The sequence below is a fragment of the Tychonema sp. LEGE 06208 genome (assembly GCF_015207505.1).
GTDB lineage: Bacteria > Cyanobacteriota > Cyanobacteriia > Cyanobacteriales > Microcoleaceae > Microcoleus.
Map to the genome: position 1 here is coordinate 1 of NZ_JADEWT010000028.1, position 26,473 is coordinate 26,473.

Genomic DNA, 26,473 nt, shown 5'->3' on the forward strand with positions numbered 1-26,473 from the left:
GATATTGAACACGATTTTAGTGCCTTAAAGCGAGCCAGAATGTATGCTCCTGCTGGCACATCTTTAGATGAACTTATCTGTGCCTACTGCGCTCAATAGTGTCTCTTTTTTATTTGAAATGACTATAATTCCTTCTAACTTAAAAAAATTTCCACATACTCCCAGTTGTCAAAACTCCATAAATTGTCTGAATATCATGTTCGCGACGCTGGTTAAATATTTGTGCTGCCATGCTTCCCCCTGTGCAATCTCCTCAGCCGGATGGAATGTTGTCGTTTTTGGCTTCCACAAAGGCGCTGGCGATTCTATGAAAAGCTGTTCTGGCGATCGGCTAATTAGAAAATCGCAATAACCGCTCAAACCCCTAGCAGCGTCTACATTGAATTCTCGACCTGAAAATAAACTCATCCGTTGCGATAGCCTTTTTTGATTTCAACTAATATTGGCGCGACAATTAGCTCTGAGCGAGCTTTCTCGGAATTAATTTCTAGCGCTAAAGGCAGATTGAATTGCAAAGTTTCTTGCAAAAAAGTGCTCGGTTCTATTTCGGGAATGTCGGCAAACAAGCCAACCGTTCTATTCAAGGTTATGCCAAAATTTGTCTTAATTTGTTCGACGCTAAATTGACTGTAGGGCATTTAACTCCCTCTCTCGAAAAATTAAGTGTTTTTAAGAAGATGAAATTACATCACTTGAGGCGCTAAAATTTTGAAGCAGGGGTATTTATATACTTGGCTGCTTGTCCAATGCTTTCTGTCAAAGATAATTACTATGACGTTACGCGAACTTCAAGACCGAGCACTGAGGTTGTCTGCCGAGGAGCGATGGCAGTTAATTAATGCTTTGATGCGATCGCTCCAACCGAAACCCCGATCGAAGGTGAAGCCGAAGGGTTTAGCCGCGAGTTTAATTGGCATTGCGAAAACGGACGCGCCACCACCTACAGATGCCGAAGTAAAGGCAATGTTAGATGAGCGGTTAGTGCAAAAGTATCTCTGATGAAAGTTTTATTTGATACCAATGTTTGACTGGATGCAATGCTGGCCCGCGAACCTTTTGTAGCGGATGCTGCTTTTTTACTGAATGCAGTTGAATCGGGGCGAATTGAAGGGTTTATGTCGGCGACAACGGTTACGGATGTGCATTATTTGGTGGGACGACAAACCAAGAGTTCTGAAGCTGCGATAGCTGCTGTAACTCGACTGTTGGCATTAATGGAAATTTGTGCGGTGGATCGAGAGATTCTGGAGCAAGCGATCGGGCTGGGATTGCCTGATTTTGAAGATGCGGTGCAGATAGCGTGTGCGATCGAGTTAGAGTTAGAGGCGATCGTTACTCGGGATGTGAATGGATTCGCAGGGTCGTCGATTTCCGTTTTGTCGCCTCAAGAACTGAGAAATCGGTTTGACCTAGCAGAGGGCTGAATAAATTAGGCGATCGGTGTTTCATCGCCGCCTTAAAAGCGCCCAAATGAAACACTTACAACAAAAGTATCGGTATCTGTTATCCTTCTGCTTTCGACAAACGATCGAGAGAAATTGTTGCCGCTTGAGATACTTGAGAATTGCTGTCTTTTTCTAAGTATTTCAAAGCAGAGACACTTTTAACACTCGGCAAATTCCCCAAAGCTTCCGCCAGCCTCTGCCTGATCAGCCAATCTTCCGACTGAGTAAAATTGAGGATGCGATCGATCGCGCCAATGTCCTTAATTTCCCCCAAAGCCGAAATCGCCGCCTGCTGAATCACCACTTGCTCGCATTCGAGAGCTTTCAGCAGCACGTCGCGAGCTCGGGGATCTTTGAGATTTCCCAGAGAAACAGCAGCACTAAAGCGCACCAGCCATTCAGTATCTTCATAAAAAGCGCGCACCAAAGCCTCAAAAGCTCGGATATCTTCCAGATAGCCTAAAGCACCCGCAGCATCAGCCCGAATGCCGTAATCAGGTTCAGTTTCTAGTAATTTGACTAGAATGGGATAGCACTCAGGAGTCGGTTTGACTCCGAGAGCAAACACAGCCATCGATCGCACTTGCAAACTTTCATCATTCAACACCTTTTTAATCAAAGGTACAGCCTCTGCTGCAGGGACGTTCCGCAAGTTAGCCAAAGCTACCATGCGATCGGCAGAATTTTCGCTTTCTAACTTGGCTGCAATTTGCTCTAAGCTTAAAGTTGTCATTATCGGTAAATCTTGTAGTAAAACTTTACATTCTGGTTATTTTGATTATAAGTGAGTCTCCGGTTAAAAGCAGGCAGTAAAAACCGCCCCCATTTGAAATTGCAAACCGATCGCACTATCGATCGAAAACTCGGATTAATGGAAATAATCAATTAGAAAGTCTATTATTAAAATCCCAAGCACAGGCTAGGTGTTTCTGGTGTTTCTGTCATTCCCTAACGCTTTGCCGATATTTATACCAGTTTCCCCCAAAATGCAACTCGGTAGCCTGCGCTCCAAACCCTTATACAATCAATCATTCCCCATCCACAATCGAAAATGGTATTAGCCGCCCTCTGACAACCTGCCCCATCAATTATGTCCTTTTACCACCCACCCTTTTACTCCTCAGCATTAGAACAGGCGATCGACCGCTACCCGCTAACCGCCCTACCAGATACTTCCTTAGCAGCGGCGATCGCCCTGATGAGTCAGTTGGAAAATAGTTGTCCCCTAACCAAAACACCTTTACCCTCAGAACCGGGGGCGATGACCGAAGTCTCAGCGCCGGAACAGGTGCGGGCCTGCTGCGTGCTCGTGGTGCAAAACCAGCAGACTATTACCACAGACAACTTATCCGACAACCCCAGCCGCGGGCTGTTACTGGGGATATTAACTCCCGCCGACTTAGTGAGACCCATCGCTTCTGGCAAAATAGACACTCAGAAAAAAGGAGCCTCGCACAAAATACCAATTTCCGAAATCATGTCTCCGGTGTCGGTTGTTCTCACAGCATCCGACGACCAAGACGTGTTCGGCGCTTTATCCTTATTTCGCCAGCACAAAATTCGCTATTTGCCGATCGTCAATCAATTTCGCCACTTGGTAGGAGTGCTCACTAGGGAAAGAATTCGCCAAGTATTGCAGCCTTCAAACATTCTGAAATTGCGGCGGGTAGCAGAATTGATGACTACGCCAATTACAGCGCCCCACACCGCGTCGCTGCTGAGCATAGCCGAACTGATGTCAGAGCATCAAGTCAGTTGTGTAGTCATTACAAAAAACAAAGAATTGACAATGGAGAAACCCAAAGATGACTATACCTCCATTTTTCACTATTCCTTTCAGCAACCTCTGGGAATTATTACCGAATACGACATCGTGCAGGCACTGTTTCTCGAAGTAAATTTCGAGCAAACCCTAGCTCAAGAAGTCATGAGAACTCCCCTGCAATTTCTGCAACCTTCCGATTCCCTGTGGACGGCGCACAAACAAATGCAGCAGCAACAAGTGCAGCGGTTGGTGGTGTGCGGAGGGCGCGGAGAACTATTGGGAATTATTACCCAAACCAACTTGCTCCGAGTCCTCGATCCGACAGAAATGTACCGAGTTGTCAAACAGTTGCAGCAGTCGGTTTATCAACTGCAAGCAGAAAAATTGGAACTGCTGCAAAGCCGCAATGCCAAATTGGAACAGCAGGTGCGCGAACGGACTGCTAAACTCCACGAACAGGTGCAGCGCGATCGGCTGCTAACTCAAATTTCCTTGCGGATTCACCAATCCTTAAACCTCGAAGAAATTCTTAACGCCAGCGTCGATGAAGTCCGGCAAGTTCTGCACGCCGACAGAGTAGCCATCGTGCGTTTGGAGTCGAAGGATTTGGGCATTGTCGTGGCAGAATCCGTTGCGTCCAAGTGGTCTTCAATCTTGGGAGAAATCATGCCAGATACAATGTGGCATGAATCTGCGTTGGCGATCGAACAGGAAATATACGCCGTCCCCGACATCGAGCAAGCTAATTTGAATGCCGAAACATCTGTACGCTTGCAGCAAGCGCAAATCAAAGCTTATTTGATTGTACCAATTTTGCAAGACAGCAATTTGTGGGGCGTGATGTGCGTCCATCAGTGTTCTAAATCGCGGCAGTGGCAACCTTCGGAAGTGGATTTGCTGCTACAACTGGCAACTCAAATCGCGATCGCCATTCAGCAAGCCCAACTCTACCAGCAAGTACAAAATCTCAACACCGACCTCGAACGCCAAGTCCAAGAACGCACCGCCCAATTGCAGCAAAAAGTGCAGGAACTCCAGCATTTAAACGTTCTCAAAGATGAATTTCTCAGCACAGTTTCTCACGAATTACGCACGCCTTTAGCTAATATGAAAATGGCTATTCATATGCTGAAAGTTTCTCCCACACCAGACAGACGGCAGATTTATTTAGAAATTTTAGAAACAGAATGTACTAGAGAAACCGATTTGATTAATGCTTTGCTCGATTTGCAGCGCCTCGAAGCAGCAGCTTGCCCGATCGACCTCGAACCAGTAAACTTAGAAGTCTGGCTGCCTACTATTATCGAGCCATTTTACACCCGCACCCAGAACCGCCACCAGCATTTGCGATTTGAGTGCGATTCTCACCTCCCCACCATCAGTTCCAACCGCGCTAGTTTGGGACGAATTTTAGCAGAAATACTCAACAATGCCTGCAAATATACCGCCAATGACGGCGAAATCTCTCTCAGAGTTGAGTGCAAAAATGGATACTGGGAAGAGGTCGGAAGCGGAAAAAATTCTATCCCAGCAACTGATTTAACTTCCTTCATCCAATTTAAACTCAGCAATCAATCGTCTATTTCTATACAGGAACTGCCCCGAATTTTTGATAAATTTTATCGAGTTCCCAACGCTGACCCCTGGAAACAAGGAGGTACAGGTTTGGGTTTAGCTTTGGTGCAAAAACTGGTCGAACAGTTGCAGGGCAAAATTGACGTAGAAAGCAGCAATGGCTGGACTAATTTTACCGTAACATTTCCTATTAACCCCGATGAAAATTAGTCCGCCATCAGTCGATTTAAGCTTTGAGATTTACTTCACAAATTAATCTGGAAAATTGAACCAGAGTCTGAAAATCTGTAAACGTTCACTTTTTCGGAGTTTAGTCCTCATATCATGTCCGGTAGATTAATAACAAAAACGGTTGGTTCGCGCGTGCGGACTAATTTGAGATCGGTCAATCGACCGGAGATGATATCATCCATTTGAATACTAAACTCCAAACGCTCAAACAAATCTGATGATTGTCGTCCTTTTCCGAGATGATATCACTCTTTTTTCGGAGCTAGTTTGCGGATGCCAGACTCTACTGGTATAAAATTTAAATATTCATTTTTATCTTCCAGAGCTAATGATTTAGATGCTTGATACTTCTTACCTTTGGTGGGATTATTGGCAACTGTACCCAAGCAGGGTATGCCAAAATTTTCTAATTGACTGAAAACTTTTTTGACTACAGAAAACTTGGTCTTGCGAAGTGCTACAACCATTAGCATTCCATCTGTGCGCGCCGCTAAATAATTCGCATCTTTACTGTCAACCAGCGGTGGCGTATCGTAGATAACTAAGTCAAATGTTGCGTGAAGTTCATCCATTAAATATTGCATCCCCGATGAAGCAAGCCGTCTAGCAACACCAGGAATAGAAAGACCCGCAGTTAATACAAAAAGATTATCTTCTAGATGCGATCGCTGGATAATTTCATTTGGTTGGTTTTTACTGTCGTCGAGCAAGTTGCTCAATCCCTTTAGATTAGGCAGTTCCAAGAGGAAGTGCAAGCTGGGCGAATGCAAATCGGCATCTACTAACAGCACTCGCTGGCCCGCCAGCGCTGCAACGTGAGCTAAGTTTAAAGCAACGGTAGATTTACCTTCGCCAACTGTAGCCGAACCAACTGCCAAAGATCCAATAGTTCGATTTGAAGAAAGAAAGCGAATATTAGTATAAAGAGAGTCAAAAGCTTCTATAAATTCCGAAGCAACTTTTTTATCCCCCTCTTTTTTTTCAAGATAAGTATAGGAATTAGCAATAGAAGGCGGAAATTTTTTAGCATTTTTGTCCCGAGGAACCACTCCCAATAAAGGCGCATCAAACGCATCTTTAATGTCATCAGCAGAGTAAAAAATATTGCGGAACTTTTCAATCAAGATAGCCACGGCTACACCCAACACTAGCCCCCCAATAATTGCCATAAAAAATTTGTTGGCATTTTTCGAGGCTACGGGAATATATTTGCCAGTCTTAGGATCTTGCGGTATCCGGGGCTCAGAAATTACTTCCCAAGGTACTTGGCTTTGAGCTGCTTGGACGCGCAGAGTTTCTCGCTGAGTTAACAGTTGATCGCGGGTGCGCGCTGCTATGTCTAATTGCTGTTGCAGTTCGTTGTAGCGACGAGCTATACTGGGAAATTCTCTTGCTTGTCGGCTCAAATCATTTTTTGTTTGGGCGATCGCCTGACTGCGAGCTTCTAAAACTTGAACTTGGTTAGCAGTATCAACCAATTGTTTGATCAAGCCTATGCGAATCGAATTTTGAAAATTCTGAACTTTAGCATTGGCGTCAGGGCCTACTAAATTTTGCCCCAAAATTCGCTCAGTTTGCTGGTTGAGCAAAGCTACTAAATTTGCCCGCTTGCGCTCTAAAGCTTCCACTATCGGGTTCGCAGATTTAAAACGAGCTGTTTCTACAGCAATCTGACCTTCTACTTCCTTAACCTTGGTCAGCAACTCTTTATATTGAGGTTCTTCGCTTAAAGCTGAAGCGGCAATAGCTTCATTTGGTGTAAAATCTAATTGCTTTTGCAAGTTAGCGTACAGCGTTTTCTGTTCCCGCAACAGCCTTTGAGTTTCTAACTCTAAAGTTTCTACTGTGCGAACTTGCTGGATTAATTGCGCGCCTTGTTCCTTAGGATCTGTAATTTTTTGCTGCTGCTGTATCACCTGTAAATCCGACTTCAGGTCATTTACGCGCTTGCTAAGTCCCGGAAGCTGGTTTTCAATAAACTTAACTCCTTCACCAATGCGACTCTTGCGTTCGTCAAGGCTGTACTTTAAATATTTCTTTTTAGTTTCTTGTAAAACAAACTTAATTTCTTCAGGTTCATTGCCCAGGAAACGAACTTCCAAAATTTTAGTTTTCGTCAACTCATCGTCTCCGAGGCGCAAAACGAGTAATCCTTTTTGAAGAAGTTCCTCAGTCATTTTTGGATATTTTTTTTGGACTTGTTTCGTAATAGCCGATAGCATCTCAGGACTCTGGAGAATTTGCAGTTGAGTTGCGTAGTCCAAACTAAAAAAATCTCGACTAGGCACTCCCCCACCCTCGCTCTGATTGGCGAGGGCCGCGGGGTCAGCAATTCTTGCCTCCGTTGTCACGGGTTCCACAAGCAGACGAAAATCGCCTTGATATGTTTTCTTGCTTTGCTTGATCTGAAAATAAATTCCACCGCCTGCTAGAGCGACAATCCCAATGATGACTAGGGCTTTGCGCCCGAGAGTCCTAAACAACGGGTTGAGATTCAATCCTTTCTGAGGCTGCGCGCCTAACTCTTCTCCCTCGTCAACGGAAAATTGCTGCACCTGTCTGCTCTGGTTGCTAATGGGTACGAGATGAGCGTCCTGTTCTTTTTCCATGTTGACCTCTTTCATATTTGTTGGGTAAAATCAGCTTTGTTGTGCGACCCTTCTGGTTGATACTTTCACCATTGACTTCAGGATATCACAGGAGATTATTGGTTTGTCGGTTCTACTTCCTGCTAATAATTTTCACTACTTTCACATCATATACAAAAATAACTAAATTCCTATGTTTTGCCTGCTGCCAAAGTTTTTTTACTAATTGCTTGAGAGTTGTATCCGACTGTATTGTGGTCTGCTGTGTTGTGCTTATCTTCTGGGTTTCTGGGCGGCTGTACCCACTTTTTAGGATGTCGCTGAGATCGCCTCTAGCGCGATAACTTTACCAAAATTTTACAATTTGTCCTCACACATCAGGAGCCGATCGCGCTGCTATTGCCTTCTCCTCTATTCTGCGACTTTTCTGTCAGGCATCAACTGTAGCATCTGTTAAATTATACGCTAATTGACCGACTAAAAAGTTGGCCATTTTGCAGATAGATCTAATTAGCAGCCTTCAGCAGATTTTTTTAACTGTAACTAATCGAATCAATTTCCGAAAAAAATCTGTCTTTTATTTTAATAATAAACTTTTTGACGAGCTGGATGACTGCTTACATCGATCGAATTATTTGTCGGGATAATTATATCACATACTACTCTAAATAGTGCCGTACAGACATAAAAATTAATAACTGGCAAGTTCAAAGTCGATGGACATCTCGAAAAGCTCAAACTTCTGGGTGTTTGTACCGGGGCAAAGCGCGATCGAGAATGTGATGTTTTTTCTTAGAAAAATTAGGTTATAGGGCAATACCGTTTACTTAAGTCAACGTAGGGTGCGTCGCCAAAAACAAATCTCGCCCTGGAGCGCCAGATTAAACGAGCGACGCACCCTACAACTTATAACTGCTTCCCAGGCTCTGGGAAAAGAACCCATATTTAGAGTATCTACCTCCGCACAAGATTAGGGAGGCAGAGCCTGGTAACGAGTAGAAGACTCCAATTAGTCAGAGCCAAGAAAGAGTTCGTAATTGATGGGAACATAGCTATAGATATCGCCCAGATTAGCTGTTGGTAGTTGTTACTTTTTGAGTTTACTCATTCCACTTAGCTGAATCTTTGCTTAGCGATCCTGTGCTTTCTTTTCTCGAAGCTGCAACAAAATTGCTGCATGAACTTCGCGGGTAATCGGATAAAAATATGTGAGAATCATGCCGCAAATTAAAGCAATTGTGGGCAGGGGGCCGATCGCAACTCGAATCGCGAACAGCGCGGAATCCGGCTGTATGGGAGGGGCTTGTCCCTGAACTGTGGCAAGAAATCCAGCTTGTTCTAATGCTTGTCCTACAAACCACAAGCCCAATGCCAAACCAATTTTTTGCAGCAAGACCATAAACGAATAAAACACGCCTTCGCGTCTTTCTCCTGTTTGGAGTTCGTCGAGTTCAATCACGTCCGGTATCATCGACCAAGGTATGAGATAAGCAGTGGAAACTCCCACCCCTGCCATTACTGCTAACAAATACATCTGGACTACTTGTCCCGGTTGCAGGAAAAACAGTCCGGCTTGGGCGATAATCCACAAACTCATGCCCATAAAATAAACAGCTTTTTTGCCGTATCGCTCGCTGACTTTACTCCAAACAAATAACATGGCGAGTGCGGTGCCTTGAACGGCGATCGCAGTTTGGGTAAAAGTTGCAGCCGGTAACTTCATCCAGTTAATGACAAAATAGGGCAAAATAGAAGCAGTTAATTGCACGCCCAGCCAAGAACAGAGATAAATTCCAATTACGTATAAAAAAGGACGATTGTTAAATGCAATCCGCAACTGTTCTTTGAGGGGCAAGGAAGTTGAATTGTCTTCTCCTAGATCGGTTGAAAATTGAGAGAATACTTGTTGGCGGGTTCCGAAAAAGCACCAGTACAAAGGTAATACTGAAATCACTGCACAGAGTGCGCCTAATATTAAGTATTTTTGGATGTCATCTTTAACTAAGGCAAAGATAATTTGCGCTATAATTAGCGACAAAATGCTGCCGCCGATGGAGAAAGAAAACCGAAAACTGTTAAGGCTAGTGCGTTCGTTGTAGTCTTTGGTTAATTCTGGAGTGAGGGCGGTGTAAGGCAGGTTAACGGCGGTGTAGGCGGTGTTAAATAAAATGCCGATCGCCACATAGTACCAAAACAATATCGTGGGATCTTTGCTGGGAACAATCCACTGCAAAAAGAAGAAGATGCCGAAAGGAATTGCGCCGTAAACCATCCAAGGATAGCGGCGGCCCCAGCGATGAGATGTGCGATCGCTCAAAACCCCCACAATCGGGTCATTTATGGCATCCCAAACCTTGCCGATTAACAAAATATTGCTAGCAGTACCCGCAGCCAAACCTGCTACGTTAGTAAAGAAAAACAGCAGGAAAAATACCAGAACATTCGCCGTAATTGCGGGCCCTAGGTCGCCGGCACCGTAAGCTAATTTTGTTGAGAAACTGAGTTTTTTTGTTTCAGGGTTGTTGGCTGCTGCTTCAGGCGGGGAAGTGTTGCTCATAAACTTTTGTTTCGGGATTTTTGGGCAGTAGCAGTCTTTGCAGTATGGAGTATAACTCACGCTACGCCGTAATACTAAGTTTTTTTTGGGCGATCGGGATGATTCTGAATAATGCGTAATTGGTAGTCGATCGACAAATGCTTCCCAAGTATAATCGCTGATTCGTCAATATCTTTTGCATCGAGCAAGTAAAGCATTTTTGCTATGTTGCAAATAGCGTTTATTTGTATTGGCGGTGTTGTGCCCAGTTCGCTGACACCGACACCGCACTATTGGAGGCAGATTCCGAAACGGAACAGCTACAGCATTTTTTGTGATTTTTTGTTCGATGTTTGCCGTTTTGTTGCGAAATGTTTTGGTTGTTACATCAGTTGTTAATCCGATAATATTTATGCTCTTAATACCAAATTTGGGTGACATACTCCCTTGATAATGGAACCGCGAAGACGCAAAGAACGCGAAGAGAAGAGGAAAGAGAAGAGTCAGAAGATCGAGGGGATGGCAAACTCGGATTTGGTATTAAATCCTCAACCAGGTTTGTAGGCCGAATCATAGTTTTAGCGATCGACCTACGAAAAAACTGGGTTCGGTCAGGCAAGGGGGCTCAATTTTTGTGCTACAAATTTTGTTGAATCGTGTCGCAACATTCAGCAACTGTTGCTCTTTTTTCCATTGTTTCAACTAGGGCTTTGTAAGCTGATTTATGGTTTTCGAGTAGGTTTTTTGCTCGCAGGGAAGCTAAGTTTTGTTTGAGTTGAATTTCGGAATTGGAACGGCGCAGTTGTGTGAGGATGGCGCGGATTTTTGTGCGGTCTTCTACGCCGCCTTGTGCGCTGCCATAAACAATTTTTTCGGCTACTATTCCGGCCATCCACACTGTACAATATTGGTCTAAAATTTGGGATGAAAGAGTGCCGCTTTGGAGTTGAGATGCTAGTTGTTCGTCTTCAAATCGGACGCCGCCTTGGGCTGTTTGACCTTGTTTGAAGGCTTCAAGAGCGCTGAGGGCGTAGCTGCTTACGGGAATTCCTAACAGGTGGGCGACTAGGAAGTGCCCGGCTTCGTGGTGAAGGATGCGATCGCGCTTTTGTTTGGAACTTCCCCCAAGCAAATCGACTAAAATTGTACCGCCTTGACCTTGCCACTGGAAAGTGTCGAGGGTGGCTAGCCCTAATAGGCAAAAAGTGGCGATCGCAGGTACGGCTTCTGGTAAGTTGAATAAAGGGCCCAATATTATGGAGACGGTGATGGCGAAGATGGAAATAGCGATAATATTCAAAGAAGTGTCTTTCATAATTGTGAATTGGTAATGGGGAATTTGTAATAGGAAATTGGGCATCGGGCATCGGCCAAACAGGGCCTAAAAGCATCGGCCAAACAGGGCATCGGCCAAACAGGGCATCGGTTGAATTATTTTTTTCCCTTCTTTCTTCAGAAAGGTGAAAAGTTACATCAGCCCGATCGCTTACCGGCCGGGACTTCTGAAAAAAACATACCATCTTCTAGTTTGACTGAAAATTGCCGATCGTCCGCCACCTATATTAAAAAGATATTAAAATAAATCAAAGTAAAGTAAAAGTGTTAGTGGAATCCTTCATGTCAGTTTTGGCAGCGATCGCAGTTTTAGGTATCTTGATTGTCGTTCACGAACTCGGCCACTTCTTGGCGGCGAGACTTCAACACATTCACGTCAACCGCTTCTCTATCGGTTTCGGCCCCATCCTGTGGAAGTACCAAGGCCCGGAAACAGAATACGCCATCCGCGCCTTTCCCCTGGGAGGTTTCGTGGGTTTCCCAGATGACGATCCAGAAAGCAATATTCCCCCCAATGACCCGAATTTGCTGCGAAATCGCCCCGTGCTCGATCGGGCGATCGTGATTAGCGCCGGGGTGATTGCCAACTTGATTTTTGCTTACTTCCTGCTGGTGGTGCAATTGACCACTGTCGGCGCAGCATCCATGAACTACCTACCGGGAGTTAAAGTCCCGGAAGTCGCAGCAGAAGTAAGTTCGGCCGCCTTCCAAGCGGGAATTCGATCGGGCGACATTGTTCTGTCCGTTGACGGCAAGGAATTGGGCGCTTCCCGCGAAGCAATCAAATCTCTAGTCTCAGCAATCCAAGATCATCCCAACCAACCCCTAGCGTTAGAAATTCAGCGTGCAGAACAAAAATTTGTCGTGACAGTCACTCCCGAAAAGTCCCCCGACGGTAAAGGCCGCATTGGCGTGCAGCTAACTTCTAACGGAACTGTCGTGCGGGATCGGGCGGGAATTCTAGATGCCTTTAGCATGGCGGCTACTGAATTTGAGCGGATTGTAGTGCTGACTGTGGAAGGTTTCGGGCAGTTAGTTACCAATTTCGGTCAAACCGCAAAACAGTTGTCCGGGCCCGTGGCAATTGTGGCGGCCGGTGCAGGGATTGCGCGATCGGATGCAGCGAATTTGTTTCAGTTTGCCGTGTTAATTAGCATCAATTTGGCTGTGATTAATATCTTGCCTTTACCTGCTTTGGATGGCGGTCAGCTAGCTTTTTTGTTAATAGAAGGACTGCGGGGCAAACCTCTGCCGAACCGCATTCAGGAAAATGTGATGCAGACTGGTTTGATGCTGTTGCTGGGTTTGGGAATTTTCTTGATTGTTCGCGATACTGCTAATTTGGCAGGCATCGATTTTATGCGAAATCTTCGACAGCAGTAGTCATTGGTCGTCAGTCATCAATCATTAGTCAGCAGTCATTAGTCATCACAACGCTGATGACTGTTGAATATTATAAAATCACCAGTAAATTAGGGGAAAACAGCAATGATTACACAACTGCAATCTCCCGACCAATCTCAGATTATCTACCCAGATGATAACGGCGAACCAATGTCTGACAATACCGAACAGTTTAGATTGATCGTGTGGATTAAAGAAAATTTAGAACTGTTATTTGCGGGCGTGGTTGATGTTTTTGTAGCGGGAAACTTACTGTGGTATCCAGTAGAAGGAAATAACAAAATTTCTCAAGCGCCAGATGTGATGGTAGCCTTCGGAAGACCGAAAGGTTATCGAGGCTCCTACCAGCAGTGGAACGAAGATAATATTGTCCCGCAAGTCGCCTTTGAAATTTGGTCGCCGGGAAATCGCCTGAGTCCGATGCTGCAAAAACTGAGATTTTACGAACAATACGGCGTAGAAGAATATTATTTGTACGATCCAGCAAATCTGGATTTAACTATATGGGAGCGTCGAGAGGAACGATTAGAACCAATCGAAGAAGTGAACGGCTGGGTAAGTCCCAGAATGGGAGTGCGGTTTCAGCTATCAGAAACTGAACTACAAATATTCAGGCCTGATGGCACACCGTTTGTGAGTTTTGTGGAACTCGCTCAACTTCGAGATCAAGCAGAATCAAGGGCCGAACAAGAACGGCAAAGGGCCGAACAAGAACGGCAAAGGGCCGAACAAGCAGAAACTATGCTGGAACAAGAACGATCGCGCTCGCAAGCTTTAGAAGCAAGACTCCGAGACATGGGAATCGACCTCAGCCAGTTGTAAATGACTAATATTAACTTCGATCCATTGACCGCAATCAGTAAGATTCGTAGTGCGTCCTAGTGTCCGCACTACAAACAGTTTTGATATAACAACAACTAACAACTAACAACTAACAACTAACAACTAACAACTAACAACTAACAACTAACAACTAACAACTAACAACTAACAAATAACAAATAACAAATAACAAATGACTAAAAAGTTAAGTTTAAAACAACGATCGCTCGAAATTCTGATTCGCCTCAAACGCCTGTATCCAGAAGCTCCTTGCACTCTCAACTACGAAACTCCGGTGCAGTTGTTGGTGGCGACGATTCTCTCGGCTCAGTGTACGGATGAGCGAGTAAACCTGGTAACGCCCGCCTTGTTTGAGCGTTTCCCCGATGCGGAGGCTTTGGGAAATGCTGATTTAGATGAATTGGAGCGTCTGGTGCGATCGACTGGTTTTTACCGCAACAAGTCTAAAAATATTAAAGCTGCTTGTTGGGCGATCGTCAACAAATTCAACAATCAAGTGCCGCAGCAAATGGAACTGCTGCTAGAATTGCCCGGAGTTGCCCGCAAAACAGCTAATGTCGTTCTCGCTCACGCTTTTGGTATTCATAGGGGCGTGACAGTAGACACCCACGTCAAGCGTTTGAGTCAACGATTGGGATTGACCGAACATACCGATCCGACTCGGATCGAGCGGGATTTGATGCTATTGTTGCCGCAGCCGGATTGGGAAAATTGGTCGATTCGGTTAGTTTATCACGGTCGGGCAGTTTGTAATGCAAGAAAGCCGATTTGCAATATTTGCGAACTTGCAGATTTGTGCCCTTCTGCTAATAGTTAGATGTTGCACTATTTTCAGGAACAAGCAAGATGCCTGTGGTTAAAAATATTGTCAACAAAAAAAGTAATTTAAATAAAAGCGATCCGAAATGACCAAAATATAGTAAAATAGTTGATCGTGATTTATCTAAGGATATAAACTGAGTTATGGCTAAAAAGAGCATGATCGAGCGCGAAAGAAAGCGCCAAGCACTCGTAGACAAGTACGCTGACAAGCGGGAAGACCTGAAAGAGCAGTTTGACCAAGCTGCGAATCAGATGGACAAAATGGCGATTCACCGTCAACTGCAACAGCTACCCCGTGGCAGTTCGCGGACTCGCTTGCGGAACCGCTGCTGGGCAACAGGACGGCCCAGAGGTTACTATCGCGACTTCGGACTGTCTCGCAACGTGATGCGAGAAATGGCTCACGAAGGTCTTTTGCCCGGTGTTGTGAAGTCTAGCTGGTAGCATAAAGAAGGAAGTTCGGCAACGGATTTCGTATTTCGTAACGGATTTAATGGATAGAAGAAAGAAGGGTTTAGTTATCGTCGCGAGAGAGGGAAGAAATAAGAAGGAATGAAGAAAAACTTATGAATAATCGGTAAGATTATATTTAGGGTTAATTTTTGTTTCAGACTTTCTTCCTTCTTCCTTCTTCCTTCTTCCTTCTTCCTTCTTCCTTCTTCCTTTTTCCTTCTTCTTTCTGACTGACATCCGTTACATCCGTTACAAAATCCGTTGCCGAACCTTCTTCCTTCACTGGCCGCAGCATTTATCGATGCCGAGACTTTCGAGTAACAAGTCGCTGACGGCATTGGCGATCGCAAATTCGCCGTAAAAGCTTTTAGAAAAATCATAGGCCTGCATTTCGGTGACGATCGCAATTACGAGGCTGCCCACGTCGTTTTCGCCTTCCATACGCTGGCGGACATAGATTTGGGCAGCTCTTTTAGCTATTTGCTGGTTGGCAGCTTCTGGGATAAACTCGGAGTCTAGCCATGCGAGCAGCGTTTGTTGGAGCCATTGACCTTCTTGCTCGGGGTTTTGGGCGGGCGGTAAGGTAATAGGTTCGATGGTTTCAGACATAATTATTCCTAATTGCTAATGTTGACTTTGAAAAGTTAGCGGACAAATGACAACTGATAAATATATGCAATATGATATACCGTCAATTATACAGGGATACGCGCAAGGCTACTTCTTGATGGCAAATGACGGCGAGGAGAGTTTGGGGTGGTATTCGAGCCGTCAGCGGGCGCTGATACCGCTAGATGAAAGATTTACCTATCCGCGATCGCTGGGCCGCGCTATAAATCAAAATCGGTTTTCAGTGGCTGTAAATCGCGATTTTGGGGCGGTGGTTGAGGGTTGTGCCGATCGCGAAACGACCTGGATTTCTAAGGAACTCAAGCAGATTTACTGGGCTTTGCATAAAGCCGGTTGGGCTTACAGCTTCGAGACTTGGTGCGGCGACGAATTGGCGGGTGGTATTCTGGGATTGTCGATCGGCGGTGCATTTATTGGCGAATCGATGTTTTACCGAATTTCCGAGGGTTCTAAGGTGGCGATGGTAAAGTTGGTGGAGAGATTGCGCGATCGATCTTATCTACTTTTTGACGCTCAAATGAACAATCCCCACTTGGAAAGATTCGGAGCATATACTGTCAACCAAAAACAGTACAACACTCTTTTGCAAGCCGCTTTAAAACGCCGCTGTTCGCTCTTGTAAATATTCTTGTCAGGCAAATAGCACTGCCGCATTCTAACCCGATATACCTACTTTAAAAAATAGTACAATCAAACATAGATACTTCTTGGAGGCAACCATAATGCAAGTCACAACAGAAGAAATCATTTATCCATCCAGCGACGGTCAACCAATGGCAGAAAGTACAATTCAATACAAATTAATTGTCACCATCAAAGAAGGTTGCGAGTCGCTGTTTCAAGACGACCCCAACGTGTTTGTCGCAGCAGATTTACTCTGGTATCCGGTTGAGAGAAGAAATGACATTTCTCAAGCACCAGATACAATGGTAATATTTGGTAGACCAAAAGGCGATCGCCGTTCCTACCTACAATTTGGAGAAGATAATATCCCTCCCCAAGTCGTCTTTGAGATTCGCTCCCACAACGACAGCAATACAAAAATGCACAAAAAACTTTCATTTTACAATCGCTATGGAGTTGAGGAATATTACCTTTACGACCCCGAAATCAATGAGTTGGAAGGTTGGCAAAGAATTGAAGGAAGCTTAGAACCAATTGAACCGATGGAAGGATGGATAAGTCCGAGATTGGGAGTGCGGTTTGAGTTGCCAGAATCAGGGTTAGAAATTTATAAACCTGATGGAGAAAAGTTTCTTTCCCCTGCTGAAATGAATGCAGAGCGACTACTAGAGCGAGAGCGTGCCGAACGTTTAGCCGCCAAACTCCGCGAATTGAACATCGACCCAGATAGCATCTAAGCCCAAACAACGAGTAGAAACCCGGTTTTTCAAACAAATCGGGTTGCTGCGGATTGCAGTTATTTATTCTTTTAGGATTTACGCATCAAGACCAAAGAAACCGGGTTTTTTGCGGTTTTGCTGACTGTAACAAAGTATTATCGTAAAAACCCGGTTTCTGACCGCCCGTGCGTAAGTCTTATTCTTTTAACGGCGAATCGGAAATTTGGTCGATCGCCCCCAGCTCAAATTACATATACTACAATATATAATACAGAGATTGGAGCCAAAATGCTTGGAGCTCAAAAGAATCCTAATCGCGGCCCCATGAATGTGCAAAAATACTGAAGCAAACATTACTAAACTCTGCACGGAGCAATTGCTGTGGACTCCAGATACAACCCCCAATCCATAGAAGAAAAATGGCAGCAGATATGGGCTGAGCAAAACTTAGACCAAATGCCAGAAGATACCGAAAAGCCTAAATTTTATGCCTTATCCATGTTCCCCTACCCGTCGGGAAACCTGCACATGGGCCACGTCCGCAACTACACAATCATCGATGTAATTGCCAGACTCAAGCGAATGCAAGGCTATCGCGTACTCAATCCGATGGGATGGGACGCTTTTGGTTTGCCGGCAGAAAATGCAGCCATCGAACGCGGAATTCCCCCCGCAAAATGGACGTATGAAAATATTGCCCAAATGAAAGGCTTATTTCAGCGGCTGGGCATTTCCTTTGATTGGACAAAAGAAGTTACAACCTGTTCTCCCGATTATTATCGGTGGACTCAGTGGCTGTTCTTGCAATTTTTAGAAGCAGGATTAGCTTATCAAAAAGAAGCAGCAGTTAATTGGGATCCCATCGACCAAACAGTCTTAGCCAACGAACAAGTAGACAACGAAGGTCGTTCTTGGCGTTCCGGCGCGAAAGTCGAGCGCAAATTATTGCGGCAGTGGTTCCTCAAAATTACCGATTACGCCGAACAGTTATTAAACGACTTAGACAAATTGCCAAATTGGCCCGAAAGAGTCAAATTAATGCAAGCCAATTGGATTGGCAAATCAGTCGGTGCTTACTTGGAATTTCCGATTGTGGGAATGGATGAAAAAATCGCCGTTTTTACCACTCGCCCCGATACAGTTTATGGCGTTAGTTACCTTGTTTTAGCGCCAGAACATCCGTTAACCGCGCGCGTGACCACCGAAGACCAAAAAGCTGCTGCAGACACCTTCATCAAAGAAGTTGCACTGCAAAGCGAGATCGATCGCACCGCCGAAGACAAACCAAAGCGCGGCATCCCCACAGGCGGCAAAGCAATCAACCCTTTCAGCGGCGAAGAAATCCCGATTTGGATTGCCGATTACGTACTGTACGAATACGGCACCGGCGCAGTGATGGGAGTACCAGCCCACGACACGCGAGATTTCAAATTTGCCACTGAATATCAACTGCCAATTAAAATAGTAATTGTGGATGATGATGAAACTCCGCTGACCGAAGCTTACACCGAACCAGGAATTATGATTAATTCCGAAAGCTTCAACGGCATGGATTCAATTAAAGGTAAATCCGCAATTATTGAAGCTGCCGAAAGTTCTGGTTGTGGCAAAGCGCGAGTGCAATATCGCTTGAGAGATTGGCTAATTTCTCGACAGCGTTATTGGGGTGCTCCGATTCCAGTAATTCACTGTCCCAACTGCGGAACAGTCCCCGTCCCCCAATCGGATTTACCCGTATTGTTGCCGGAAAATGTAGAATTTACTGGCAAAGGTTCGCCCTTGGCAAAAATGGCAGAATGGGTAAACGTTGCGTGTCCGAGTTGCGGTACTCCAGCGCAGCGCGAAACGGATACGATGGATACTTTTATGGATTCATCATGGTATTTTTTGCGCTATCCTGATGCTCAAAATCAAGAGCAAGTCTTTGATTCGGCGAAAACGAACGATTGGATGCCGATAGATCAATATGTCGGCGGTATCGAACACGCAATCCTGCATTTGCTGTATTCCCGGTTTTTTACAAAGGTTTTGCGCGATCGGGGTTTAATCAATTGTGACGAACCATTTAAACGCCTGTTAACTCAAGGCATGGTGCAAGCAAAAGCCTACAAAAATCCTGTGACTGGCAAATACGTTGCCGCATCAGATGTAGACCCAGAAAATCCTAAAGATCCGCAAACGGGCGCAGTTTTGGAAGTCTTCTATGAAAAGATGTCCAAATCTAAATACAACGGTGTTGACCCCTTGGAAGTTATGGGGAAATACGGGGTAGATACGGCGCGAATGTTTATTTTATTCAAAGCGCCGCCAGAGAAGGATTTGGAGTGGGACGACGCAGATGTGGAAGGGCAATTCCGCTTTTTAAATCGCGTTTGGCGCTTGGTGACAGAGTTTGCCTCACTCCCCCCAGCCCCCCCTACTCAAGAGGGAGAAAAAGAGGTGTTGAGCAAAGCTGAGAAAGATTTGCGGCGGGCGATTCACACTGCAATTAAGGAAGTTCGAGAAGATTTGGAGGGCGAGTATCAGTTTAATACTGCTGTTTCCGAAATGATGAAGTTGAACAATGCGCTGGCTGATGCTAAATGTAAGGATTCGCCTGTTTATGCAGAGGGAATTAACACTTTAATTTTGCTGTTAGCGCCTTTTTCACCGCATATCGCTGATGAACTGTGGCATTTGATTGGTAACAGCGAATCCGTGCATACGCAGAGTTGGCCGGTTGCCGATCCATCTGCTTTAATTACCGATGAAATTACGCTGGTAATTCAAGTTATGGGGAAAACTCGCGGCACAATTCAAGTGCCTTCTGGTGCTGATAAAGCTGCTTTGGAAAAGTTTGCTCGCGAGTCGGAATTGGCTAAGCGTCACCTGGAAGGTAAGGAGATTAAAAAGGTAATTGTGGTTCCTGGAAAGTTGGTAAATTTCGTGGTAGCTGGATAAAGATGAGAAACCCGGCTTATCCAAAAAACCGGGTTTCTGAGACTTGCAGTTCAGAAATAGCGAACAAAACAATGAGCCAGCTAAAAATTAGAAAACGGCGCTTTTTGAGATGGCTATTGTCTTTAGTAAAATTTTGGGCGATCGCCTACACAGCTTTCTGTATACTCTTGTTTATTCTGCAAACTCGTTTGATCTTTCGGCCAACACCTGAAATCGCCAAAACACCGGATGCTTTTAACATCGCTTACCAAGAAGTTTGGTTGCCAGTTAAAGCTCGACCCAAAATTGAAAAACTTCACGGTTGGTGGCTGCCAGCCGCAAATCAACAATCATTAGGAACCCTATTGTACCTGCACGGCAAGGGTTTTAACATCGGCACGAATATCAATCAATCTTACCGCTTTCGGGAATTGGGTTTTTCTGTATTGCTGATTGATTACCGGGGTTACGGCCGCAGTCAAGGCAGTTTTCCCAGCGAAGCGCGGATCTATGAAGATGCGGAAACAGCTTATAATTATTTAGTCAAACAGCGGCAATTGTCGCCTAGCGAAATCTTTTTGTACGGTCATTCACTAGGAGGTGCTGTTGCTGTAGAATTAGCAGTCAGACATCCAGAAGCAGCGGGATTAATCGTTCAAAGTTCGTTCACTTCCATGCTGAATATGGTAGAACGCTACAGTATAATGCGACTATTTCCATCGAGGCTGTTGCTGACACAAAAATTTGATTCTTTGAATAAAGTTAAATTGCTGAAAATTCCGGTTTTGTTCGCCCACGGAACCGCTGACCCTCTGATTCCGGCGGCGATGAGTGAAAAGTTATATGCTGCTGCTGGTGAACCCAAGCAAATTTTGCTGGTTCCTAATGCTAAGCATAATAATGGAGATGCTTTTTTTAACAGCAGCGAATACCGCCAAACTCTTGTTGATTTTGCAAAAAAATCTAGAATTAGATGAATAAACCTCTTGATAAAGTAGAAAAAATATTGTAATGATCTGCGTTTGTCTGTGTTGATCTGCCTTAGATCTGCGGTTTTCGTATTTATCAAAAACTTAGGCAATAACTATCATCAAGATTACACGCAATCTCTGTAAATTATTTCTATTTTATCTCCAACTTCTAGCTGCAAAACGGATTCAGCGCTGCCGCCATTAACGGCAATTTCTAGCCAACCGTCAGAACCAGTTATGGCAATTAAATCCCCTGGCTTGCTGTCGCTGTAAGTTTTACCGCTGGGGATGCGAATTGGATCGCAACTATTGCTAATTATCACTGACCAATTGTTAGATACAATGCAATTATTCGGGATATTAGTAATTAAATTGCCGAAGCGATCGACATATTGAACGCAACCTACCGCACCGGTGGCTGTAACGGCGCAATTTGGTATCTGTAGCTGTACTAAATTCGCAGGGTCGATAGCATCCCCCAACTCTTCCAGCGGCACCCCATTCGCCAAATGAGCGCCCGCTGTGGCGAAAATATCGCGACCGTGAAAGGTGCTGCTGGGTTCGGGTGTACGCCAATATTGCGAATTCGTCAACTCCACAGCGGCGATCCTCTTCGAGGGCTTCGCTAACGCACTTTCCCGACTCAACACCCCGCTAAACAACCCGTTATCGGGCCCCACCAGCCAGCAATTAGCACATTTAACCGCAACCCCGCGTCTCTTGCTTCCCACACCCGGATCGACGACAGCAATATGTACGGTTTCCGGCGGAAAATAAGCAAAAGCAGTCATCAAACAAAACCTCCCCGCTGCAATATTTTGAGATGGTATTTGGTGCGTAATGTCAATGACTTTTAACTGCGGGTTAATTTGGGCGATCGCACCTTTCATCACTCCCACATAAACATCACTCAACCCAAAATCCGTCAGCAGAGTTATAATTCTATTTTTAGACATAGATCCAAAGGTAAGAATATGGTAGCGCAGTGGGAAAACTTTCTGCAAAACTTAGGAGAATGGCACGGTTCCTTCACTCAGCTATCAACGCGGGGAGAGGTAATTAAAGATACTCCCAGCATTATTTCTCTCGAAGGACTCAACGACAACAAAACTGTGCGCTTGAAACTGCGGCGTTTCTCCCCAAATCCTAGCGGTGTCGGCGAACCAGAAGTCAGCGAACTTGTTCGAGAATATCAGAGTTTGGGACGAGATATCTTATTTTTTGAAAATGGAAATTTTTGTCAGGGTACTATTCAATTAGCGCCTTATTCTGAGTCTGGGGCCGAGTTTGGTTTTATCTACAACTATCGCAGGTTGCGCTTCGTTCAACTCTACAATATTGACGGCAATTTATCCAAACTTACCTTAATTCGCGAAAAACAGCAAGATAAAAATATCCCCGAACGTCCGCCTTTAACTGTTGATGCTTTGCTGGGAGAATGGCAGGGCGAGGCCGTGACAATGTATCCAGATTATCGTCATCCTGATTCCTATTCTACCAATTTACAATTGCATTTGCAAAATGGCGATCGGCTAGTACAGAAAATCACTTTTGGCAATAATGCTAATGTTATCAGTTCTAGCGGCAGCATTGACGGTTCTGCGATTAATTTTAACGAAGGTTCAACGCCCGTGCAAGTTTTGCTGCTTCCCGATGGCGGTTCTTGCACTTGTCCGGTGAAAGTTGAATTCAGAAAACCTATCTTTTTTGAGGCCGGTTGGTTGGTAGAACCTGACTTGCGATTTCGGATGATTCGCAGTTACAATGACAAAGGTGAATGGGTAAGTTTGACTTTAGTTACTGAACGGAAAATTAGTCATTAGTCATTAGTCATTAGTCATTAGTCATTAGTCATTAGTCATTAGTCATTAGTCATTAGTCATTAGTCATTAGTCATTAGTCAGTAGTCATTAGTTAGTAGGGGCGGTGGATGGTGCGGGCCCGCCCTCTTAGTAGTCATTAGTCATTAGTCATTAGTTAGTAGGGGCGGGTTAATCGCGTAATCCTCGCATCCGGCACGCAATCTCCGAACAAAACCCGCCCCGCTTTACGACAAACGAAAGTTGATATAGCAGCGAATTTTATTCGCCGGACTTTGTTTCCTGGGTTTGCGATTGAATCACCGCACTCCAATCATCATTGTTAACTGCAGCTTCCAGATGTTCGTGTCGTTCGCCGTCAATTTTGGCTGCTGTTTCTAACTCTTTGGTAAGAGTAGAATCTGCCATTGCTTAGTCATTAGTCATTAGTCATTAGTCATTAGTCATTAGTCAGTAGTTAGTAGTCAGTAGTCATTAGTTAGTAGGGGCGGGTTAATCGCGTAATCCTCGCATCCGGCACGCAATCTCCGAACAAAACCCGCCCCGCTTTACGACAAACGAAAGTTGATATAGCAGCGAATTTTATTCGCCGGACTTTGTTTCCTGGGTTTGCGATTGAATCACCGCACTCCAATCATCATTGTTAACTGCAGCTTCCAGATGTTCGTGTCGTTCGCCGTCAATTTTGGCTGCTGTTTCTAACTCTTTGGTAAGAGTAGAATCTGCCATTGCTTTGCGTAATTTTAGCTTCTTTTCCTCATAAGCTGTTTGTTCCTCAGCAGACATAGCAGCGCGCGCTGCTTGACCTACCGTACTCGCCCACATTTCGCTCTCTGCGCCGTTTCCCGGCGGAATAGTGCCTAGTTCTGCGATCCAAGCATCCCGCAAACTTTCCATTTCTTCCCGTTTGGGGAATTTGAAAGTTTGGACGCGCACAAAAGCACAATTTTCTGCGCCGTTTTGCGCGATGTGACCGTTGATTGAAAGCAGGATATTTCGCGAATAACCGATATACTGAGTGTTGCGCGCACTGTCCGTGACAGCGTAAACTCCGGCGACTTTTGCGTTAGTTGCTAGACTTCGCCAGGTATCGATCGACATTACTTGCGTGCCGTCATTTTCTACTTCAGAAACAGCGGCCGCTGCGCTGTGTTCTGAGTCGGAACTGTATAAAAAGTTGTGCAGTCCTTCATGGGCGACAGGTACGTTTTGATGTTCAATTGCTACGTCTCGATCGGCATTCACTTGATTAGATTCCATAAAACGCAATTCCTCAAAAAGTGGCAATTTTACTAATTAAATCTCTGGATTTATAAGCTGTTGCGACATTTAAATATAATTTAACAAAAATCAAAAAATATTCTGGGTGGGCTTGTAGCAGCGTCCAGAATATGCAATTTAAATGCCCAACAGCTTACTTATTTAACTTACTGCAATTTGTTGCAATTCTTCGTCAGTTAATTTAACTTCGATCGCCTTTACGGAGTCCTCAATGCTCGATAATTTTGTCGCAGCGGGAATCGGAACGACGCAGGGCGATTGTGCCATCAACCAAGCTAATACTATACAGTACACTGAAACGTTTTTTTCGGCTGCTAAGGAGGCGATCGCGGGCATATCTTGCAAGCTGGTGACGCGGCGGCTTCCACCCAAAGGACTCCAGGGGAAAAATGTCAAGTTTTCGGCTTCGCAATATTCCAGTACGCCGTCAGATTCCGGCTGTCTGTGCCACGGATTGTACTGATTCTGCACCGAGACAATTTCTACTACATCCCGGGCGCGTTTGATCTGCTCTACAGAAAAGTTGGAAACTCCGATAAATCGAATCATTCCTGCTTCTACTGCTTCCTTTGCGGGTGCTAGGGCTGCTTCGATTGTATAGGCTGGATCGGGCGAGTGATACTGCCAAAGGTCGATCGGGTGATTGCCGCCCAAAGCTTCAAAACTTTCGCGAATTGTCTTGCGTAAATGGTGGGGATTCCCGTTGCGCGTCCAGGCACCTTGAGGCCTCATCAAGCCACCTTTCGTGGCCACAGTAACCGGCCGAATATCTCCGGTGTACTCTTGCAAAGCTTTGGCAATCAGGTGCTCGTTGTGGTGTTTGTCCGATTGATCTTCGCAATAGGAATCTGCGGTGTCAATCAGGGTGATACCCAAATCGAGGGCGCGGTGAATTACCGCAATTGCTTGCGATTCTGGCGGCTTGCCACTTAACGACAACGGCATACCTCCCAGACCGATCGCGCTGATGTTAAAATTACTGTTGCCCAGTTTTTTTCTTTTCATTTGTTGGCCCTCGTTTGCGTGGTTGATTGAGAGTTGAGATTTCAAGGATATTTTGAAATTTTACTGTTTTTTTTAGAATATAAGTAGATAGGACACAAATATTTTCTCCGTCGGCTGTACTGTCTTCAAACTGTATATTTTTATGAACTATTGCCGAATGGTCAAACCTTCTTTCGTTTTTTCCCCCTCAAACATAACAGAAAATTTCTTGTCACGCCGCAGCTTACCTAACTCGAAGCGCTGGTGTAAAAGCGGAGTGCAAATTGCCAGAAGTAGCGCGAAAACAACAACAGCCCGATCGCCAAAATTCCCGCCCCTGCGATCCAAACAATTTCACCTCTGCCCAGCATGGTTTCTGCCGGCACAGTCGTCAAGAAAGCAACCGGAACTATAAAAGTGAAGAAAAATCGATAAGCTGCGGGATAAGCCGCCATTGGAAATCTACCCGCTTCTAACAATCCTTTGAGCACTGAGGTAACGTTGTAAATTTTGACAAACCAAATGCTAGTTGCACCTAACATAAACCAGATACTGTAAAGACTAATAGCTCCGAATAACAGCGGTATTGCTGTTAAAAAATAGTTGCCGATTGCTACTTCCAATTTGTTAGTAGCATAGAGCAATAATAGCGCGCCGAAGATTAAATCGGGGACTCCCCAAGGGGAGACTGTGTTTGCAGACAGCCAAAATTGCGAATTGATGGGTTTGAGGAGTACGAAATCGAGAGTACCTTGCTGCACTCGATCGACAATACGGTTGAGGTTAGGGGCGAGAAAGGTTGACGAAAACCCTTCCAAAACCGTAAAAATCCCGAGTACAACCAAAGCTTCTTCCCATGAATAGCCCGAAAAACTGTAGCCAGTACGGTAGAACAAAAACAGTCCGAACCAACTGCCAGCAAGGTTTCCGAGGCTGCTAAGGGCTGCCAGGACAAAGTTGATCCGGTATTCGAGCTCCGCGGAGATCGCCGCCGCCCAGAACAATTTGAGTACCTGCAAATATCGTCCCATGTTTGTCGCCATTTTTTGTCCTTCAAATACTTAAATTCTCTCCTATAGCAATCCTAAATGATTTTCTGTAGGGAGACGGCAGTGCCGTGTTCCTACTCAAAACAAGATGGAGGCAGAGCCGACTGATCTGCGTTACTTTCGCTCTTCCTGGTAACGAGTAAATCCTGCATCAAAGCACTCAAAACAAGATGCAAAACAAGATGGAGGCTGGTGATGAGCGTGCCGATTCGTCGGAAAGTGCAATTGATTGTACAAATAGACGATCGCGACGTTCAGCGCAGTTGTTATTTTGATATATTTAGACATCTCCCCTCGCTTTGCAACAGGCTTTTCCAGCTTGTTCTTCCGTTTCTTTGTTTAGTCTGTCTAATCTGTCTTTAGAGTGTTGACAAATTTTATAAAATGTGTATTGCAGATTAAAATTTCTATCAAACTAACTATTTACCCGATCGCCCTTGAGTCAGCTATAGTTGTATAATCCAAAATATAATATCAAC

At 44.9% G+C, this 26,473-nt stretch carries 27 protein-coding genes and 1 pseudogene; 13 read left to right on the forward strand and 15 right to left on the reverse strand.

What is annotated here, in order from left to right; translation table 11 throughout:
* Window positions 1-99 (forward strand): annotated as a pseudogene (locus IQ263_RS09960) (IS630 family transposase); the annotation flags it as partial.
* Between the two features lie 69 nt (window positions 100-168).
* Here the strand turns inward: IQ263_RS09960 and IQ263_RS28405 are convergent.
* Window positions 169-408: a hypothetical protein gene (locus IQ263_RS28405; RefSeq protein WP_228049937.1), complete on the reverse strand. Its 240-nt coding sequence runs from the start codon at window positions 406-408 to the stop codon at window positions 169-171.
* Window positions 405-638: a hypothetical protein gene (locus IQ263_RS28410; protein WP_228049938.1), complete on the reverse strand. Its 234-nt coding sequence runs from the start codon at window positions 636-638 to the stop codon at window positions 405-407. The genes IQ263_RS28405 and IQ263_RS28410 overlap by 4 nt, the downstream gene beginning before the upstream one ends.
* Window positions 639-771: 133 nt before the next feature.
* On the opposite strand from IQ263_RS28410, the gene IQ263_RS09970 reads away from it, so the two are divergent.
* A complete protein-coding gene (locus IQ263_RS09970; protein ID WP_194067282.1) occupies window positions 772-999 on the forward strand; it encodes a hypothetical protein in 228 nt (75 codons plus the stop codon).
* Window positions 1,000-1,037: 38 nt separating this feature from the next.
* A complete protein-coding gene (locus IQ263_RS09975; RefSeq protein ID WP_228049939.1) occupies window positions 1,038-1,424 on the forward strand; it encodes a PIN domain-containing protein in 387 nt (128 codons plus the stop codon).
* A 79-nt stretch (window positions 1,425-1,503) separates the two neighbouring features.
* Here the strand turns inward: IQ263_RS09975 and IQ263_RS09980 are convergent, their stop codons facing one another.
* Window positions 1,504-2,178 (reverse strand): HEAT repeat domain-containing protein, encoded by a 675-nt coding sequence (locus tag IQ263_RS09980; protein ID WP_194067283.1) that lies wholly within the window; start codon window positions 2,176-2,178, stop codon window positions 1,504-1,506.
* Window positions 2,179-2,535: 357 nt separating this feature from the next.
* On the opposite strand from IQ263_RS09980, the gene IQ263_RS09985 reads away from it, so the two are divergent.
* Window positions 2,536-4,995 (forward strand): CBS domain-containing protein, encoded by a 2,460-nt coding sequence (locus IQ263_RS09985; protein WP_194067284.1) that lies wholly within the window; start codon window positions 2,536-2,538, stop codon window positions 4,993-4,995.
* A gap of 266 nt (window positions 4,996-5,261) precedes the next feature.
* Here the strand turns inward: IQ263_RS09985 and IQ263_RS09990 are convergent, their stop codons facing one another.
* From IQ263_RS09990 to IQ263_RS10000, 4 genes are all read right to left on the reverse strand, one after another.
* Window positions 5,262-7,640 carry a GumC family protein gene (locus tag IQ263_RS09990; RefSeq protein WP_228049940.1) on the reverse strand — a complete coding sequence of 793 codons (2,379 nt, stop codon included), beginning with the start codon at window positions 7,638-7,640 and terminating at the stop codon, window positions 5,262-5,264.
* 1,093 nt (window positions 7,641-8,733) lie between these two features.
* Window positions 8,734-10,161, reverse strand: coding sequence for an MFS transporter (locus IQ263_RS09995; protein ID WP_194067285.1), 1,428 nt, complete (start codon window positions 10,159-10,161; stop codon window positions 8,734-8,736).
* A 74-nt stretch (window positions 10,162-10,235) separates the two neighbouring features.
* Window positions 10,236-10,358 carry a hypothetical protein gene (locus tag IQ263_RS29270; RefSeq protein WP_255515855.1) on the reverse strand — a complete coding sequence of 41 codons (123 nt, stop codon included), beginning with the start codon at window positions 10,356-10,358 and terminating at the stop codon, window positions 10,236-10,238.
* Between the two features lie 419 nt (window positions 10,359-10,777).
* Entirely contained in the window at window positions 10,778-11,455 is a 678-nt protein-coding gene (locus tag IQ263_RS10000; RefSeq protein WP_194067286.1) for an ATP-dependent Zn protease, read from the reverse strand.
* 302 nt (window positions 11,456-11,757) lie between these two features.
* Here IQ263_RS10000 and rseP point away from each other — a divergent pair, with 302 nt between their 5' ends.
* From rseP to rpsN, 4 genes are all read left to right on the forward strand, one after another.
* A complete protein-coding gene (gene rseP, locus IQ263_RS10005; RefSeq protein ID WP_194067287.1) occupies window positions 11,758-12,858 on the forward strand; it encodes an RIP metalloprotease RseP in 1,101 nt (366 codons plus the stop codon).
* Between the two features lie 105 nt (window positions 12,859-12,963).
* Window positions 12,964-13,701, forward strand: coding sequence for a Uma2 family endonuclease (locus tag IQ263_RS10010; protein ID WP_194067288.1), 738 nt, complete (start codon window positions 12,964-12,966; stop codon window positions 13,699-13,701).
* Between the two features lie 193 nt (window positions 13,702-13,894).
* Window positions 13,895-14,539, forward strand: coding sequence for an endonuclease III (gene nth / locus IQ263_RS10015; protein ID WP_194067289.1), 645 nt, complete (start codon window positions 13,895-13,897; stop codon window positions 14,537-14,539).
* A gap of 146 nt (window positions 14,540-14,685) precedes the next feature.
* Window positions 14,686-14,988, forward strand: coding sequence for a 30S ribosomal protein S14 (rpsN, locus tag IQ263_RS10020; protein WP_194067290.1), 303 nt, complete (start codon window positions 14,686-14,688; stop codon window positions 14,986-14,988).
* 163 nt (window positions 14,989-15,151) lie between these two features.
* Here rpsN and IQ263_RS10025 read toward each other — a convergent pair whose 3' ends face one another.
* Complete coding sequence (locus IQ263_RS10025; protein ID WP_194067291.1) at window positions 15,152-15,292, reverse strand: hypothetical protein; 141 nt, start codon at window positions 15,290-15,292, stop codon at window positions 15,152-15,154.
* The gene (locus IQ263_RS10030; RefSeq protein ID WP_194008669.1) at window positions 15,277-15,606 is read right to left on the reverse strand and encodes a hypothetical protein; all 330 of its coding nucleotides are present in this window, start codon (window positions 15,604-15,606) and stop codon (window positions 15,277-15,279) included. Before IQ263_RS10030 ends, IQ263_RS10025 begins: the two co-directional genes overlap by 16 nt.
* A 64-nt stretch (window positions 15,607-15,670) precedes the next feature.
* Here IQ263_RS10030 and aat point away from each other — a divergent pair, with 64 nt between their 5' ends.
* From aat to IQ263_RS10050, 4 genes are all read left to right on the forward strand, one after another.
* Complete coding sequence (gene aat, locus IQ263_RS10035; RefSeq protein ID WP_194067323.1) at window positions 15,671-16,249, forward strand: leucyl/phenylalanyl-tRNA--protein transferase; 579 nt, start codon at window positions 15,671-15,673, stop codon at window positions 16,247-16,249.
* Window positions 16,250-16,349: 100 nt separating this feature from the next.
* Window positions 16,350-16,988 carry a Uma2 family endonuclease gene (locus IQ263_RS10040; protein ID WP_194067292.1) on the forward strand — a complete coding sequence of 213 codons (639 nt, stop codon included), beginning with the start codon at window positions 16,350-16,352 and terminating at the stop codon, window positions 16,986-16,988.
* Window positions 16,989-17,351: 363 nt separating this feature from the next.
* On the forward strand, window positions 17,352-19,910 hold the full coding sequence (gene leuS, locus IQ263_RS10045) for a leucine--tRNA ligase (RefSeq protein WP_194067293.1): 2,559 nt from the start codon (window positions 17,352-17,354) through the stop codon (window positions 19,908-19,910).
* Window positions 19,911-19,981: 71 nt separating this feature from the next.
* The gene (locus tag IQ263_RS10050) at window positions 19,982-20,866 is read left to right on the forward strand and encodes an alpha/beta hydrolase (protein ID WP_194067294.1); all 885 of its coding nucleotides are present in this window, start codon (window positions 19,982-19,984) and stop codon (window positions 20,864-20,866) included.
* 119 nt (window positions 20,867-20,985) lie between these two features.
* Here the strand turns inward: IQ263_RS10050 and IQ263_RS10055 are convergent, their stop codons facing one another.
* On the reverse strand, window positions 20,986-21,816 hold the full coding sequence (locus IQ263_RS10055) for an SAM hydrolase/SAM-dependent halogenase family protein (RefSeq protein WP_194067295.1): 831 nt from the start codon (window positions 21,814-21,816) through the stop codon (window positions 20,986-20,988).
* A gap of 18 nt (window positions 21,817-21,834) precedes the next feature.
* Between IQ263_RS10055 and IQ263_RS10060 the strand changes: the two genes are divergently transcribed.
* Window positions 21,835-22,683 (forward strand): DUF3598 family protein, encoded by an 849-nt coding sequence (locus IQ263_RS10060; RefSeq protein ID WP_194067296.1) that lies wholly within the window; start codon window positions 21,835-21,837, stop codon window positions 22,681-22,683.
* Between the two features lie 258 nt (window positions 22,684-22,941).
* On the opposite strand, the gene IQ263_RS10065 is transcribed toward IQ263_RS10060, so the two are convergent.
* The 5 genes from IQ263_RS10065 to IQ263_RS10085 form a co-directional block, all read right to left on the reverse strand.
* Window positions 22,942-23,088, reverse strand: a complete 147-nt coding sequence (locus tag IQ263_RS10065; protein WP_228049941.1) for a hypothetical protein — start codon at window positions 23,086-23,088, stop codon at window positions 22,942-22,944.
* A 174-nt stretch (window positions 23,089-23,262) separates the two neighbouring features.
* On the reverse strand, window positions 23,263-23,940 hold the full coding sequence (locus IQ263_RS10070; protein WP_194067297.1) for a GIY-YIG nuclease family protein: 678 nt from the start codon (window positions 23,938-23,940) through the stop codon (window positions 23,263-23,265).
* 162 nt (window positions 23,941-24,102) lie between these two features.
* Window positions 24,103-24,966: an aldo/keto reductase gene (locus tag IQ263_RS10075; protein WP_194067298.1), complete on the reverse strand. Its 864-nt coding sequence runs from the start codon at window positions 24,964-24,966 to the stop codon at window positions 24,103-24,105.
* A gap of 227 nt (window positions 24,967-25,193) precedes the next feature.
* Window positions 25,194-25,988 (reverse strand): ABC transporter permease, encoded by a 795-nt coding sequence (locus tag IQ263_RS10080; RefSeq protein WP_333195640.1) that lies wholly within the window; start codon window positions 25,986-25,988, stop codon window positions 25,194-25,196.
* A 120-nt stretch (window positions 25,989-26,108) separates the two neighbouring features.
* Window positions 26,109-26,282: a hypothetical protein gene (locus IQ263_RS10085; protein WP_194067299.1), complete on the reverse strand. Its 174-nt coding sequence runs from the start codon at window positions 26,280-26,282 to the stop codon at window positions 26,109-26,111.
* Window positions 26,283-26,473 lie beyond the last annotated feature (191 nt).

Bases quoted from the DNA above. Each gene is read 5' to 3' on its own strand.
- IQ263_RS09980 (WP_194067283.1), bottom strand. From the start codon at position 2,178: ATGACAACTTTAAGCTTAGAGCAAATTGCAGCCAAGTTAGAAAGCGAA.
- IQ263_RS10055 (WP_194067295.1), bottom strand. From the start codon at position 21,816: ATGTCTAAAAATAGAATTATAACTCTGCTGACGGATTTTGGGTTGAGT.
- IQ263_RS29270 (WP_255515855.1), bottom strand. From the start codon at position 10,358: ATGCTTTACTTGCTCGATGCAAAAGATATTGACGAATCAGCGATTATA.
- IQ263_RS10040 (WP_194067292.1), top strand. From the start codon at position 16,350: ATGCAAGTCACAACAGAAGAAATCATTTATCCATCCAGCGACGGTCAA.
- nth (WP_194067289.1), top strand. From the start codon at position 13,895: ATGACTAAAAAGTTAAGTTTAAAACAACGATCGCTCGAAATTCTGATT.
- IQ263_RS28405 (WP_228049937.1), bottom strand. From the start codon at position 408: ATGAGTTTATTTTCAGGTCGAGAATTCAATGTAGACGCTGCTAGGGGT.
- IQ263_RS10000 (WP_194067286.1), bottom strand. From the start codon at position 11,455: ATGAAAGACACTTCTTTGAATATTATCGCTATTTCCATCTTCGCCATC.
- IQ263_RS09985 (WP_194067284.1), top strand. From the start codon at position 2,536: ATGTCCTTTTACCACCCACCCTTTTACTCCTCAGCATTAGAACAGGCG.
- IQ263_RS10085 (WP_194067299.1), bottom strand. From the start codon at position 26,282: ATGTCTAAATATATCAAAATAACAACTGCGCTGAACGTCGCGATCGTC.
- IQ263_RS10080 (WP_333195640.1), bottom strand. From the start codon at position 25,988: ATGGCGACAAACATGGGACGATATTTGCAGGTACTCAAATTGTTCTGG.
- IQ263_RS09975 (WP_228049939.1), top strand. From the start codon at position 1,038: ATGCTGGCCCGCGAACCTTTTGTAGCGGATGCTGCTTTTTTACTGAAT.
- rseP (WP_194067287.1), top strand. From the start codon at position 11,758: ATGTCAGTTTTGGCAGCGATCGCAGTTTTAGGTATCTTGATTGTCGTT.
- IQ263_RS10010 (WP_194067288.1), top strand. From the start codon at position 12,964: ATGATTACACAACTGCAATCTCCCGACCAATCTCAGATTATCTACCCA.
- IQ263_RS10050 (WP_194067294.1), top strand. From the start codon at position 19,982: ATGAGCCAGCTAAAAATTAGAAAACGGCGCTTTTTGAGATGGCTATTG.
- IQ263_RS10070 (WP_194067297.1), bottom strand. From the start codon at position 23,940: ATGGAATCTAATCAAGTGAATGCCGATCGAGACGTAGCAATTGAACAT.
- IQ263_RS09995 (WP_194067285.1), bottom strand. From the start codon at position 10,161: ATGAGCAACACTTCCCCGCCTGAAGCAGCAGCCAACAACCCTGAAACA.
- IQ263_RS28410 (WP_228049938.1), bottom strand. From the start codon at position 638: ATGCCCTACAGTCAATTTAGCGTCGAACAAATTAAGACAAATTTTGGC.
- IQ263_RS09990 (WP_228049940.1), bottom strand. From the start codon at position 7,640: ATGAAAGAGGTCAACATGGAAAAAGAACAGGACGCTCATCTCGTACCC.
- IQ263_RS09970 (WP_194067282.1), top strand. From the start codon at position 772: ATGACGTTACGCGAACTTCAAGACCGAGCACTGAGGTTGTCTGCCGAG.
- IQ263_RS10030 (WP_194008669.1), bottom strand. From the start codon at position 15,606: ATGTCTGAAACCATCGAACCTATTACCTTACCGCCCGCCCAAAACCCC.
- IQ263_RS10025 (WP_194067291.1), bottom strand. From the start codon at position 15,292: ATGCTGCGGCCAGTGAAGGAAGAAGGTTCGGCAACGGATTTTGTAACG.
- IQ263_RS10060 (WP_194067296.1), top strand. From the start codon at position 21,835: ATGGTAGCGCAGTGGGAAAACTTTCTGCAAAACTTAGGAGAATGGCAC.
- IQ263_RS10065 (WP_228049941.1), bottom strand. From the start codon at position 23,088: ATGGCAGATTCTACTCTTACCAAAGAGTTAGAAACAGCAGCCAAAATT.
- rpsN (WP_194067290.1), top strand. From the start codon at position 14,686: ATGGCTAAAAAGAGCATGATCGAGCGCGAAAGAAAGCGCCAAGCACTC.
- aat (WP_194067323.1), top strand. From the start codon at position 15,671: ATGCAATATGATATACCGTCAATTATACAGGGATACGCGCAAGGCTAC.
- IQ263_RS10075 (WP_194067298.1), bottom strand. From the start codon at position 24,966: ATGAAAAGAAAAAAACTGGGCAACAGTAATTTTAACATCAGCGCGATC.